The organism is Pedomonas sp., assembly GCF_036515995.1.
Taxonomy (GTDB): domain Bacteria; phylum Pseudomonadota; class Alphaproteobacteria; order Sphingomonadales; family Sphingomonadaceae; genus Pedomonas.
In genome coordinates, this window is record NZ_DATBUP010000123.1 from 1 (window position 1) to 11,681 (window position 11,681).

Consider the following 11,681-nt stretch of genomic DNA (forward strand, 5'->3'; position numbering starts at 1 on the left):
TAAACGCCGCCGCTTCAATGAGGGCCGCCACAGCGGCGGGCTCCATGTCGTTTAGTGAAAAGCGACGTATGGAGACGGGAAGGCCCCACTCGCTGGCGGCCTCCCTTGCCTCTTCCTCAGTAGGTGCGTCGTGGACAATGGTCTCATTGCCCTCCTCGCAGAGCGAGACGAACCAAGTCTTTTTGGTCTCACCATTAATAACGCCGGACCAAACCTCGATTCGCTTCGGCATAAGTTCCACGACCTTGGACATCATCCCCCTCGTTCATCTCGAGTGCGCCGCTCAACATGTCTTCGCTCGGAGTTATGCCTAACTGCTTGGCGAAATACAGGACGCCTTTGGGGGTCATATAAGAACGAAGGCGAGCCTTGTCCTCAACAAGAGTGGATTTCACCTCGAAGAGCCCCAGGGCGCGATATCTCGCCTTAGGCAGCAACGCGCTGCCCTGGTAGAACATGTAGCCTTGCTTGAGGTATGCAACGAACCTGTTGGCGCCATAGCCGAGGATCCGACCTACATTCTGGAGCCCGTACAGCCCCTCGGCGCTGACGAACCGGTCATAGAAGTCGGTCTTTGGCTTGGCGGCCTCAACCAGCCTTTCAGCCCGAGCGGCCCGGTCCTGAAGCTCCTTGTTTACCTCAATGAGCTGAACGGCGATGTTTGCCAGCTGGGCCGGGTCTCTTAAGTTGACCTGCGCAGCACCATAGCTGCCGGTCTTGCGGATAGAGGGAATTACGTCCTCGGTGATCCAATCTGCAAACCGCTCCGCCTCTGGTTTCCGGCTTCGAAGCACCAGCTTGTAAAGTCCAGATTCGCTGATGACCACCAGCGACTGAACGCGGCTGTCTGCGATACCCTCGGTATTGCCGAGGGTATGCCGTTCCCGCTCCTTCAGGCGAGAGGCGGCGTCAGATGGATTGCTGATTCCGAGCACCCGACAGACATCCGCCAACACGAACCATGGCTCGCCATCCCGGCTGGTCACCCGAACATCGGTTGCATCAAACGCAAAGGAGACTAAAGACGTGCTGCCCATATCTGGGCCTCCTATGTTTTGAGCGCTGCAATCGCTCAGGACCTTGGTGACAGCGGGGTGCGTAGGCCGGTCCAAAGCGAACGCACCCCGCCATCGACCCGCCGTTGCAGTCGGCAGGCCCTCCCCCGTCGGGGAACTTTGCGATTTCGTTAGATCAGTTGGTCAGATTGGCGAGACGCCGAGCGTCGCTGAGGATCAGCTGCTTATACTCTGCCCCAGGGTCGCCCCCGTTTCCGTCCTCACCCCACATCAGGGTCAGCTTGTGCACAAGCGCAGGCATGTCCGGCGCTGGGATACGCATGAGCTGATCAAATTTGTTGTGCGCCTCCTCCCCGGTCGCAAAACACAACGCCTCTGTTTCGGCGACCCTGTGCTTGCGCCTGAGCGCCTCTCTCGTGGCTCTCCATTCGTCCCACTGGGGAAGCAGCACCCTGCGCGCCTCTTCGTGCGCGTCACCAAGATAGCTGCCCTTGATGAGGTCCCAGCTCTCACCCCGCAGAACCTCTTCCGACGCGAACTCTGCCGGGAAAATGATTGAGGTTCCGTCGGGGCGCGTAACGGGCACATCGTGCCGCAACGGCGGGCGGTCCGGGCATTCCTCAATGAATGCTGTGAAGGACTCGTCCTCTTGCCGAAGAGCATCGGCAAGGGCCGCCTCCGCAGCCTCATGCTGTCTGACAGCCTCTTCCCATACCGCCCTGTCAGCGCGGGCCGGGGAAGGCATGGCAACGCCTGCCACAGCAGTTGCGGCAAGAAGCCCGAGCATACCGCGTCGGGAGGTGTTATAGGTGGCCTCAGCCATCGTCGTCTCCGATTCAGACGGTTGGTGGTCAGGTCGGGTGTGGGGAGCTTCCACCTTCCCCATCCGACCGCTTCATGCTTGCGAAGCACCTTCAGATTGCCTACACTCTCGACCACTGTCAACTACATTATGTAGGCACTTTGTAGATGTCCCAAACAACCCCGATTGGCGTTCGGCTACAGCAGGAAACCAAGGCGGCCCTGGAAAAGGCTGCCAAGGATGACCGCCGTTCGATGGCCTCCCTTGTGGACAAGATCCTGACAGACTGGCTCCGCGAGCGCGGCTACCTGCCAAAATGACCGAGGCCGAGAAGCGCCGACGCCGCCTTGAGGCGAAGCGTCACAACGAGCAATGGAAGGTCACTGCGACCTTCCTGAACAACATTGCAGCCGCTTTCCTGATCGGTGCGTTTGTAACACCAGTGGTGACCAGCGGCTCCACTACCACGTCGGCGATTTGGCTTATCGTGTCAGCTTGGGTACACTTGGCTGCACGATTCGTTCTGATGCGGCTTGAAAGCGAGGACTGACATGGAAGAAGGCTTTGTACTCTGGGCCGCCCCCATCGCCGGCTTCATTGTTTCCTTGGTCGCCATGATCGCCTCCAAGATCAGCGCCACCCGCTTCGAGAAGAAGTGGGGCAAGGATCGCTAACCCCTCACCCTCTTCTCAAAGTGCCGGAACAGCGCCGCCGCCTCTGCTTCCTCATCCCGCTCAACGGGCGGCTCGTACACCTTGAGGAAGTCCTCTGGCATGAGTGGCCTCTGATCGGGGCCTATGTTGCTGTTGAAGCCGAGGCAGGCGAGCAGCCGGAAGCCGTCCATCATTCGCTCGGTGCCGTAGGGCTCGATCAGATCAAATGCCATCAGTTCTGTCAGTTCAGCGCTTGTGAGCGCTGCGCCAAGCTCCCGGGGTGTGCGGCCCATCGCCAGGCAAAGCCGAAGCAATGCCCGGCGCGTAGGCCGCTCGGTCAGTTTTTTGCCGCTTCCTCGACGTCACCTGCACCAAGCTTGTTCAGATCACTGATAGCGCCGAATACGCGATCCAGAGCGTCTGCGGACTTCCGCCCCAGCTTCTCAACGTCCGCCTCCGTGAAGATCGGCTGGCCCTGCTCGTCAACGATACACGCCGCGGCATAGCGAGCGCGCAGATTGATTGGTGCGCCAGCCTGCCGCGCTCGGGCATACGCCGCCTCGAATTCGTCACGCTCTGCGGCCGCCATGGTGCGGACGCGGACCGTGCCGCCGCCCCACTCGGGGATCTGCACATCCTTGGTGGGGAGGTCATCTGCGCCAAGAATGTCATCGCGAGTAAGAATTTTGCTCATTATGCCCTCGTCACATCACCGGTGGAAGAAATGGTCACGTCGGCCTTCATCTGAGTGCCGACAGCTGCCTTTGGCTGGAACAGCGAGACCGTGGCCGCAAAGCTGTAGGTAGAGCCGAAAGCGGCTGGCAGCGCCGCCTGGAACTCCAGCGCATCGCCGCTTTCATAGGCGTCCTCAAGGGCCTGCTGAGCCTCTTGATACTGACCGCCCGTTCCGGGCGTCAGGTTAATCTCGAATGACAGATCGAAGCTGTCGGGAATGTCCACGATGTGCTCCTTCCGAGCGGAATCGAGTGTCGTGGTATCAATCTTTGCCCGCTGGCCAGCCGGTATCGAAATCGAGGCGATGCCCGGGATCGCCACATAGGTTTCGCCGATCTTGACCTTCAGCTGCGTGCCTTTGGAATGCACAGCCATTTGCCGTCTCCATAAAAAAAGCCCGCTACTAAGCGGGCCGGTTCAGGGTTGGTTGGTCAGGATCAGGTCTCGATCCAGACGTAGAATTCGCGCATGCGCCGGTAGGTCACGGTCGGTGTATCACCGGTGCCGCCTTCCCAGTCGTCGAACCCGCCAATGAGCGTCACATCCGCGATGCGCACGCCTGCAACCGTGCCGGTGAAGTCCTCAAGCGCCGCCTGAACGGCATCGCCGATATGCTTGGCCTCCATCGCCGTGGTGGCCCAGGCATCAACCTGCACGCGGGCCAGTGAGAGGTCACCCTTGCCGTTCAGATCCTGCGCCTGGTCGAGCGCGGCCATGTCCAGATAGGTGACGTAGGGCAGCGCTGCTTCGTCCGGGGCTCGTGAGGGATAGATTTTCGTGCCCACCATGGCCGCCAGCTGCACATGTCCCGCTAGCCGCTGGTAGATTGCGTTCGCCAGCATCACTTCACCTTCGCGCCGGGGATCTTCTTGGCGTACTTCTTGATCAGGTTGTTGAGCTCTTCCCGGAGCACTTCCGTGACCTGCTCCTTGTTGGCCTCGAAGGCCGGGCGCATCCACGGCCGCGCCGCCATCTTCACAGTTCCGTACTCAAGGAATCGGCCCCAGAACGCGCGGCCCACCGTCACCAGATGGACGATGTGACCCTCTTTGCGGGCCTTGTCCCGCCTGATGCGGATGTTCTCCTTGAGGTGCCCATAGTCGGCAGTGACAACGTCACCGTTCTTTTTCCGCCATGATTTGACAGTCGGGCCGGGCTGGTAAGGCGCTGCTTCCACGTATTTTTCGCGCATATATTGCGCGGCCTTCAGGTTGGCCCGATGGCCGGTTTTCGTTGCCATTTCCTCGCCCATCTCCTCGAGGGCGCGCTGCAACTGCTGGCCACCGCTGAATTTTATCCGCACCCTTGGCGCTGCCATCAGACTCTCCGTGCGTACAGATCGAGCCAGCGCCGGCGGCTGATCTCTTCAAGGCGCGTGATAGCGTAGGTCATGCCCTCGCACTCAAGCCGGGCCGTGGTGTCGAGGCCTGTCCTGTACCGGATCCGGAACCGGAGTTCCTCAGCGCCCTTTGTCGCCGCTGCGATCTCGACTTCCCGGCCACTCAGCTGCTTGCGAGACGCCCACACCGTGGCGACCGGCACCCATGTGGTCACGACCTCGCCGTTATTCGGATCCTGCACCGGCTGGGCCTTCAGCACCCTCAGGCGGCGATCCAGTTGCCCGATCAGATCAGCCATAAGCGATGCGGCTCCACCAGATGCCGGAAAGTCAGCGGCAATTCAGACGTGATGTTGCCGATGTTCACCGGAGTTCGGTTCTCGAAGAAGTGAGCCGTCAGGAACAGGATGGCCTGGTGCAGCGTGGCTGGCACCGCCTCGGCATCCTCAAAGCCTGCCTCGGCTGTCACCGTCACCAGAGCGTCAGGGCCAAGGGCCGGCCATGCCGCACTGCTCGTCAACCGAACGTAGCTCACGCCGTTCATTGTCCGCAGGCGATAGCTCGCCGCTGGCACCGCCTGAATCTCACCCGCTGCGTCCTCATAGCTCATGCTCACCGAGCGGATCGGCCCGCGCGGCAGCGGCTGGGTTGCAGCGGCGAAGCTGTCGAAGTCCCATGCCACCGTCTGCGGCATCAGCAGCAGCCCGGTCAGCGTTTCCACCTGTCCGACCGCTGCAGCGAGGTGGCCAGCCAGCAGCGCATCCTCTTCACCGCCGTCTAGCCGGAGCTGAGCGCGCACTTCCTCGAGCGTGACCGGCGTCGCCGTGGGCGGTGTGATGATCCTCATGCCTGCACCTCAACGTCGCCGATGCGGAACAACTGCGAGCGAACATCCGTCCGGCCCTGCGCTGTCGTGATTGTGGTCGTCACCCGGTACCGCCGCCCCTCTCGGCCGCCGGTCAGCAGGCAGGCCGTCGTCTCGCCCTCGATGATCTGTGAGCCCGCCTTGATGGCCATGTCGCCTTCGCCCGGCAGGCCGATCGGCATTGCCGCCCAGGTGCTGCTGACAATGCTGTCACCCTCGGCCAGATCCCAGGTGATCGGATAATCGAGATCGGCCGAGCTGGGCTTCATCCGGAACATGTCAGAACCTCACTGCACGGGAACCGCGCCCACTTTCAGCATGGCCGTCACGATTGCCGCCTGCCCGCCCCGCGCGGCTGAAAGCCGGCAAGAACGGTTGTCCAAGAATCACGTCGGGCGCACTCGCCACGATCATGGGCAGCGCCACCGTTGCCTGCGCTCCACCTGTTGCCGCCACTCCTGGCGCATAAATGATCACGTCCGGCAGCGAAGCGGTTGCAATTGCGCCCGCCCCGGTATCCGCCTGCACCTGCGGCGCGACAGCCACCATCTGCGGCAGCAGGATCTGCGCCGCTGCTTCGCCCTCGGCTGCTGCAGCCGGTGCGCCAGCTGTGATGGTCGGCAAGGCAGCTGCTGCTACCCCTACCCCGCCAGCGGTTGCCGCCGCTTCAGGGTATCCAATAGAAACCGTTGGCAGGCTCGCTGCCGCCTCTGCAGCGCCCGTTGCCGTGGCTTGCGGTGCCAGCCCCTGGATAGATGCCAGCGAGACGGTTACCACCGCCCCGCCAGACGCCGCCGCAGCCGGAACTGCTACCTGGGCGGCAGGAAGGACCATGAAAGCCACGGCAGCGCCTGCTGCGGCAGCTGTAGGCGCCGCAACCGTGACCGCCGGCAGTCCGCCGTCCGCAATCCCCGGCTGGGATGGGTCAGGCGGAATGCTCGCGCCGCCCTTCGGCGCAAGGCCCAAGCCCCGCAAACCGAGGGGCGAAACGCCAAGCATCAGTCAGGCCAGCGGCTGGAAGTAGATACGTCAAAGTCTCGCACGGCTCGCCAGTCTGTCAGCGACATCACATCCGCCTCGATCAGGTTCGATGCCTCACGCAGCGCATCGATGCGCGCAAACATGGCTGCCGTCTCCGGCGACGCCGGGTTTTCACGACTGCCGTTCACCTGTCGCCAGAGCGGATAGGCATTCAGAATACGGTCCTCACAGGACGCCTTGACCTCAGCCACCTTGCGCACTTGCTCAAACGGCAGCGGATCAACAGTCGCCGCAATGCTGCGCGCCCGCTCAAGATCAGAGACATGCACCGCGCCATCCAGCGTAAAGAAGATGATTCCTGCCGTCTCAAGCGCGGCCAGAAGCGCGGGCCCCTTATCGGTGTAGTCAGCCCAAGTCTGCATCACCGCCTCACAGCTTGAAGTAGGGCATCGGCCCGTTCGCATTCGGGATGGTTGACCATGCACCAGAGCCATAGGCGGTCTCGCCAGCCGTCATGACGGTCAGGCCCTTGTAGGCATACCGTGATTTGAAGCCGCCTGAACCGCTCACCCCCGCGGGGCCAGCGATTAAATCCGCCGTCATGCCAACACTGACAGCTTCATTGGTGCCGAACAGGAACCAGTACCACCCGGGGGCAAAGAACTGCCCGCAAGTGGCCAGATTCATGCCGCCTGCACTGATAGGCACGTCGTTTGCCGCCCACAGAATCATGTGGGGGTTACTGGTGGTGGGACTGCACTGCGCGATCGCCACATTCATGGTTGCGGTGCCCGAGGCCGGGGCCGTGCCGACATACACGCCCGCGCTTGCGGTGGGCCTGCTGAAGGGCAGAAAAACCGGCACCGCATACAAGCGGCCGGCAGTAGTATTCGAATTCGAAGGCTGGGCGGCGAAATAGTTGGCGGCAAAGACAGCAGGTGCGCCGAACGCGCCCGCGCCAGGATACGCCGCTGGCCCGCCCTCCGCCGTCGCAGTGATGCTGATGCGCAACTTCAGCGGGTCGCTGGTGAAGCTGAGCGGCACCAGCTCTCCGCTATTGGCATAAGAGCGGGTCGAACTGCCAACCCAAGTCGCCTGAACTGACGCGCGGTTAAGCGTCCCGCCTGCACCAAGCAACCCCCAGCCGCTTTCGGCCTGAGCTATCGTGGAGCGCGTCGTGTCGGCGTATTCCACAATGGAATACTGCACGAGTTGATTGGCGAGCGGGAACACATCGCCCGGCAAGGCTGCGCCGCCTGTGGCCGCCAGCGTCAGGGGGCCGGTGCCGCCTGTGCTGCTGGTTGCCTCGGTCCAGTTCGACAGCATCAGTTTTGGAGCCGGAAAGGCGACGTAAAGTTGGCAGTGAAGCTCGCGCCAGTGCTGGAAACGTTCGCGCCGAAATCGCAGTAAGCGACCAGTTCATCAGCCGTGGCTGCACCGCCGCGCGACTTGTAAATCACCGCCCCGCGCGCCGTGATGGTGGAGTCTGCCCACGTCACGCTGCTGAAGGTGACATCGACCCGGTCATTCGCATCATCGCGAGCAACTGTTGCCGTCACCGTCTTACCGCCCGCCGCGTAGCCAGCGCCCACGACTTCGCCGGTCACCTGCGAACGCTTCGACTGGGTATCCTTGTTCGGTACGTAGCTCGCATCGACCAATATCAGCTTGAAGCTGTCTGTGGCGAAGTTGATGGCACCCTTGGCCAGATCCTCAAGGGCGCTGTTGTAAATCAGTGATGGCATCGACCCTGCCCTTACTTCTTCGCCGCCGGGGTCTTGTTCGCGGCTTTACCTTTACTAGCCGGCGTCTGCTGGCCGCCTGCAGCTTCGCCGCCCTCGGCCGCCGTATCGGCATCCAGCGGGATCAGCACGTTCGGCACCAGGTGGGCCACATCCGTGGCATTGGCCTCGCGGGTGTCGCCGACGTCGTATTCCTTGTCGCCGTCATGGCGGCGGAGAACCTTGAACTTCTGCATTGCACCTCTCCTGAAGAAGAAGGGCGGAGCCAGCGACCCCGCCCGGTGAGCCGGTTAGCCAGCCGGCGGTGCGATATCGCCGTAGACAAATGCCTCGGGGCGATACACCGCCAGAGCCAGGCGCTCTTCAGCGAGGATCGTCACGAGATTCTTCACGAAGTCGTCCTCGTTCTCTGTCGCGACTTCGATGCGGCTCGCCCAGCGGTCGAACAGTTGCGCGCCGAGCTTGAATGCCCCGGTCAGGAACTTGCCCATCGTGATCGCCTGCGTCTCCACCACCGGCAGGCCCCACAGAGACGCCGGTGCAGTGCCCTGCGGAACGCCGATAATGTGACGTCCTGTGGAATCTTTGGTCAGTTCGATCTTCGCCCAGTCCACGGGGTGCAGCACGTGGCCAGTGGCCGGATACTCGGCAAGAACCGCCTGAAGCATTGCAAGGCGGATCATGTCGATCGGGCTGGCATCCGCGACAACAAACGCCGGACTGAAGGCCGTCGCCTGGGGGATGATGCCCAGCAGGTTCTGGCCGGTGCCATCGCCATTCAGGATCTGCGACTCCTCCTTCAGGGCGAGGCCGTACAGCAGGCGCTCATCGATGTGCGAGCGCAGCTGAGAAGCATCATCCAGCACCTGCCGCGAGGCCTTCATGTAGTGCGCAACGACCTTGGCCGAGGTCGTCTTCATATCGAGCTTGATGCTGGATTCGGGCTTACGCGCACCTTCCGCCACCATGCCCGCATTATTGGTGAAGCCCGTCTCCTGAGTATACTCCAGCGAATTGCCATCCATGCGGCCCGGAGTAATAAGGCTCCGGATCGTCATGCGCCGCTCCGGCGGAGTCTGGATGCCTGGCAGGCGGGTCGGCGCAATGGCAGCCCCCACGGAGCCGTCGGCATCCGTTGTGGCAGAGGTCAGGGTGGCCTTAATCTCCAGCGAGGCTCGGCCCCGCTGTCCACCGGCGCCGATCAACTGCTTGTAGCTCTCGCTGTCGGTGAACTGCTCGCCGATGGACTTGGTCTCTGCGCCGCCATCCGTTTGGCGCGCCAGCTTCTGCTCAATGTCCTGCAGGGTGGTCTGCAGTTCGTTCATTTTGACCAGGGCCTCGTCGGCCTTTTCCTTGGTCTTCTCGGTTGCCTCACCGGTCGCCTTGGCCTCGGCCAGGGCCTTCTCGGCGATTTCTTTGACCTCGCCGACCTTCTTGTCGAGCGCAGTCTTCACTTCGCCGGCAAGCTGCTCGGCGGTCTTGGTCTCGGTACCAGACATCCTGTGTCTCCGTTGATTGGTTTACCCGCGCAGCTGCGCGTCAAGCGCCGACCAGAAGTCAGCGGTAGGGGGACTGCCGGGCTCACCCCGGAGCAGGTGGGACAGGCCTTTGCCAGCGATCGCTGCGGCCTGACTTTTCGAGAACCCTGCCTCGCGCAGGAAATCCTCAAACTCGGGCAGCGACGGCAGCTGGCCGTCCGCCACCAGTTCTTTCACCGCCGTCACCTTGGCCGCCGTGTTCATCGGCATGGTGACAAGGGAGATCTCGCGCAGGTCGAGCTTCTTCAGTCGCCGCACGCCGCGACGGCGCTCATCTTCTGCGGCGCCACCCGGCGGTACGAAGTAGCCGATCGACATGCCGCCCAACGCCTTCTCCTTCAGCAGCGCATGGGCGCGCTTGGCCAGCGGGTCCGCATCAACCAAAAGCTTGCCACGCACGAACAAGCCCTTGCTGTCTTCGGCCATGTCCTTCCAGACACCGATCGGCTCCCGGCGATCATGCTGCCACAGCATCGGGATTGCCCGGCCCTCCGACTTGCTGCGCACGATGCTTTCGATAAAGGCCCCCGGCTCCACCACGTCGCCGCCAAGATCGACGTTGCCGAACGTCGAGGCGTAGCCCTCGAATTCGCCTTCATCGGTCAGGCTCTTGGTCTCAAGCGCAAAGTCGAGCGTGTTCATTGACCATCCTCCAGGGGTGGGCCGCCGTTGTGACCAAGCGGGATGTTCTGAGACTGCGTGCGCGCCACATCGCCGCCTTCGATAGGCGCAAGGTTTTCCAGGGCGCGCACCTCGTTGACCGTCATGATGCCGTTGCGGATCATGGCGGCGTAGAAATCGGAGCGGGCCTTGCTGTCAGCTCGGAGCAGGCCCTCGACGTTGAACTTCGGCTTCAGCTTCGATCGATCCGCCGGACTCAGCAGCTGCTTGGAAATGGCCTGCTCGATCCGCTTGAGGCGGCGACGAAGCGTGAACTTCTGAAAGCCCTGAAGCTGTTGCTCAAGGCCGGTCCCCAAGCTGGTGGACTTCTCGGTATGGCCAACCATGAAGGGAGGCACGCCGAAGAACCGGCAAATGTCCTCGACCGAGAATGCCCGGCTTTGCAGCATCTGGGCATCTTCCGGGTTGATGGTCAGTTGCTGCCACTCGGTGCCACCCTCAAGCACCATCGGTCGGCCCGCATTCACAGCGCCAACGAACTTCTCGACCATGCGCTGTTCGGCAACCTCGCGCTGCTCCTTGGTCAGGAACTGTGCGAACTTCAGCAGGCCCGATGGGCGCAGTCCGTTGGCGAAGGTGCCGCCCGCCGCTTTCTCGATGGCCTGAGCCAGGCCGAACGAGTGGCGCGCAAACGAAAGCGTGCTCATGCCGCCAAGCGGGCCGCCACCGAAGCCGCGGATATGGAACACTCCCTCTTCGGTCAGTTCATAATACCGGCCCTCGTCCGAGAACCGATACAGCAGCTTTCCGTCTGAGCGCCGCGAAACAGCCACCGCATCTGGTGCCACAGGCACCAGCGCGATCAGGCGATTGCCGCTCATCACCTTGCGAGCGTAGGCATTGCCCCACAACTCAAGGCTGACAACCAGGAACTCCCAGAAGTCCATCGGCGTCTGGTCGGCGTTCGGGCTCTCTGCCAGAACCTTGTAAACGGGGTGATCGGTTACCGCCGCGCCCCCTTGCGTTGCCGGGCCGCTGTAAAACTTCAGTGGCAAACTGGCGATGGTGCCGGCGAGCAGGTTCGTGCAGGCCCAGACCGTCGAGAGCGATAGCGCCGAATCCGGCGTCACCGTCTCGCCGGCATGGCTCGGCCGCGTGTTCCAGCCCTCCGGCTCCGTCAAGGTGAGGCGGCGCACGACATACCCGAGCGCCTTTTTCAGCAGGTTCATTGCGCCAGGCTCTCCAAGTAATCGTCGAGCGACCCGCCCGTACCGGCCTCTTTCGCTGCAGCGCCGATGGCCATGACAAGCGCCACCATGCCGTCAATGCGGCCGGTCGATTTGCTCTTATCCAGCTTTCGGTTGCCCGCCGGGTCCTTCACAACCACGG

Annotated in this window: 22 protein-coding genes; 3 read left to right on the plus strand and 19 right to left on the minus strand. The window is 62.5% G+C overall.

Going from position 1 to position 11,681, the window contains the following annotated elements; all coding sequences use genetic code 11:
* From VIG90_RS09550 to VIG90_RS09560, 3 genes are all read right to left on the minus strand, one after another.
* Window positions 1-253: hypothetical protein (locus VIG90_RS09550; protein ID WP_331593273.1), on the minus strand; the 253-nt coding region annotated here is incomplete at its 3' end.
* On the minus strand, window positions 195-1,037 hold the full coding sequence (locus VIG90_RS09555) for a phage antirepressor (protein WP_331593274.1): 843 nt from the start codon (window positions 1,035-1,037) through the stop codon (window positions 195-197). The genes VIG90_RS09555 and VIG90_RS09550, both read right to left, overlap by 59 nt.
* Window positions 1,038-1,191: 154 nt before the next feature.
* Window positions 1,192-1,839, minus strand: a complete 648-nt coding sequence (locus VIG90_RS09560) for a hypothetical protein (protein WP_331593275.1) — start codon at window positions 1,837-1,839, stop codon at window positions 1,192-1,194.
* A gap of 146 nt (window positions 1,840-1,985) precedes the next feature.
* On the opposite strand from VIG90_RS09560, the gene VIG90_RS09565 reads away from it, so the two are divergent.
* From VIG90_RS09565 to VIG90_RS09575, 3 genes are read left to right on the plus strand one after another with little or no spacing between them, the layout of a single operon-like run.
* Window positions 1,986-2,138 carry a hypothetical protein gene (locus VIG90_RS09565; protein ID WP_331593276.1) on the plus strand — a complete coding sequence of 51 codons (153 nt, stop codon included), beginning with the start codon at window positions 1,986-1,988 and terminating at the stop codon, window positions 2,136-2,138.
* Window positions 2,135-2,368: a hypothetical protein gene (locus VIG90_RS09570; protein ID WP_331593277.1), complete on the plus strand. Its 234-nt coding sequence runs from the start codon at window positions 2,135-2,137 to the stop codon at window positions 2,366-2,368. Before VIG90_RS09565 ends, VIG90_RS09570 begins: the two co-directional genes overlap by 4 nt.
* A 1-nt stretch (window position 2,369) precedes the next feature.
* Window positions 2,370-2,492 carry a hypothetical protein gene (locus VIG90_RS09575; RefSeq protein WP_331593278.1) on the plus strand — a complete coding sequence of 41 codons (123 nt, stop codon included), beginning with the start codon at window positions 2,370-2,372 and terminating at the stop codon, window positions 2,490-2,492.
* On the opposite strand, the gene VIG90_RS09580 is transcribed toward VIG90_RS09575, so the two are convergent.
* The 16 genes from VIG90_RS09580 to VIG90_RS09655 form a co-directional block, all read right to left on the minus strand.
* A complete protein-coding gene (locus VIG90_RS09580) occupies window positions 2,489-2,764 on the minus strand; it encodes a phage tail assembly protein T (RefSeq protein WP_422662183.1) in 276 nt (91 codons plus the stop codon). The two genes, VIG90_RS09575 and VIG90_RS09580, sit on opposite strands and share 4 nt — an antisense overlap.
* Window positions 2,765-2,808: 44 nt before the next feature.
* On the minus strand, window positions 2,809-3,165 hold the full coding sequence (locus tag VIG90_RS09585; RefSeq protein ID WP_331593280.1) for a hypothetical protein: 357 nt from the start codon (window positions 3,163-3,165) through the stop codon (window positions 2,809-2,811).
* Window positions 3,165-3,581 (minus strand): phage tail tube protein, encoded by a 417-nt coding sequence (locus VIG90_RS09590; protein WP_331593281.1) that lies wholly within the window; start codon window positions 3,579-3,581, stop codon window positions 3,165-3,167. The genes VIG90_RS09585 and VIG90_RS09590 overlap by 1 nt, the downstream gene beginning before the upstream one ends.
* Before the next feature lie 62 nt (window positions 3,582-3,643).
* Window positions 3,644-4,048 (minus strand): DUF3168 domain-containing protein, encoded by a 405-nt coding sequence (locus VIG90_RS09595; protein WP_331593282.1) that lies wholly within the window; start codon window positions 4,046-4,048, stop codon window positions 3,644-3,646.
* Window positions 4,048-4,524, minus strand: a complete 477-nt coding sequence (locus VIG90_RS09600; RefSeq protein ID WP_331593283.1) for an HK97-gp10 family putative phage morphogenesis protein — start codon at window positions 4,522-4,524, stop codon at window positions 4,048-4,050. Before VIG90_RS09600 ends, VIG90_RS09595 begins: the two co-directional genes overlap by 1 nt.
* On the minus strand, window positions 4,524-4,844 hold the full coding sequence (locus tag VIG90_RS09605; protein WP_331593284.1) for a phage head closure protein: 321 nt from the start codon (window positions 4,842-4,844) through the stop codon (window positions 4,524-4,526). Before VIG90_RS09605 ends, VIG90_RS09600 begins: the two co-directional genes overlap by 1 nt.
* Window positions 4,832-5,392, minus strand: a complete 561-nt coding sequence (locus VIG90_RS09610) for a head-tail connector protein (protein ID WP_331593285.1) — start codon at window positions 5,390-5,392, stop codon at window positions 4,832-4,834. The genes VIG90_RS09605 and VIG90_RS09610 overlap by 13 nt, the downstream gene beginning before the upstream one ends.
* The gene (locus VIG90_RS09615; protein ID WP_331593286.1) at window positions 5,389-5,688 is read right to left on the minus strand and encodes a hypothetical protein; all 300 of its coding nucleotides are present in this window, start codon (window positions 5,686-5,688) and stop codon (window positions 5,389-5,391) included. The genes VIG90_RS09610 and VIG90_RS09615 overlap by 4 nt, the downstream gene beginning before the upstream one ends.
* A 1-nt stretch (window position 5,689) precedes the next feature.
* The gene (locus tag VIG90_RS09620; protein ID WP_331593287.1) at window positions 5,690-6,253 is read right to left on the minus strand and encodes a hypothetical protein; all 564 of its coding nucleotides are present in this window, start codon (window positions 6,251-6,253) and stop codon (window positions 5,690-5,692) included.
* Window positions 6,254-6,408: 155 nt separating this feature from the next.
* Complete coding sequence (locus tag VIG90_RS09625; RefSeq protein ID WP_331593288.1) at window positions 6,409-6,813, minus strand: hypothetical protein; 405 nt, start codon at window positions 6,811-6,813, stop codon at window positions 6,409-6,411.
* Between the two features lie 7 nt (window positions 6,814-6,820).
* Complete coding sequence (locus VIG90_RS09630; RefSeq protein WP_331593289.1) at window positions 6,821-7,717, minus strand: hypothetical protein; 897 nt, start codon at window positions 7,715-7,717, stop codon at window positions 6,821-6,823.
* The gene (locus VIG90_RS09635; RefSeq protein WP_331593290.1) at window positions 7,717-8,136 is read right to left on the minus strand and encodes a hypothetical protein; all 420 of its coding nucleotides are present in this window, start codon (window positions 8,134-8,136) and stop codon (window positions 7,717-7,719) included. Before VIG90_RS09635 ends, VIG90_RS09630 begins: the two co-directional genes overlap by 1 nt.
* A gap of 11 nt (window positions 8,137-8,147) precedes the next feature.
* Window positions 8,148-8,369 (minus strand): hypothetical protein, encoded by a 222-nt coding sequence (locus VIG90_RS09640; RefSeq protein ID WP_331593291.1) that lies wholly within the window; start codon window positions 8,367-8,369, stop codon window positions 8,148-8,150.
* Window positions 8,370-8,423: 54 nt separating this feature from the next.
* Window positions 8,424-9,632, minus strand: coding sequence for a phage major capsid protein (locus VIG90_RS09645; RefSeq protein ID WP_331593292.1), 1,209 nt, complete (start codon window positions 9,630-9,632; stop codon window positions 8,424-8,426).
* A 21-nt stretch (window positions 9,633-9,653) separates the two neighbouring features.
* Complete coding sequence (locus tag VIG90_RS09650) at window positions 9,654-10,313, minus strand: HK97 family phage prohead protease (protein ID WP_331593293.1); 660 nt, start codon at window positions 10,311-10,313, stop codon at window positions 9,654-9,656.
* Window positions 10,310-11,521, minus strand: coding sequence for a phage portal protein (locus tag VIG90_RS09655; protein ID WP_331593294.1), 1,212 nt, complete (start codon window positions 11,519-11,521; stop codon window positions 10,310-10,312). Before VIG90_RS09655 ends, VIG90_RS09650 begins: the two co-directional genes overlap by 4 nt.
* Window positions 11,522-11,681 lie beyond the last annotated feature (160 nt).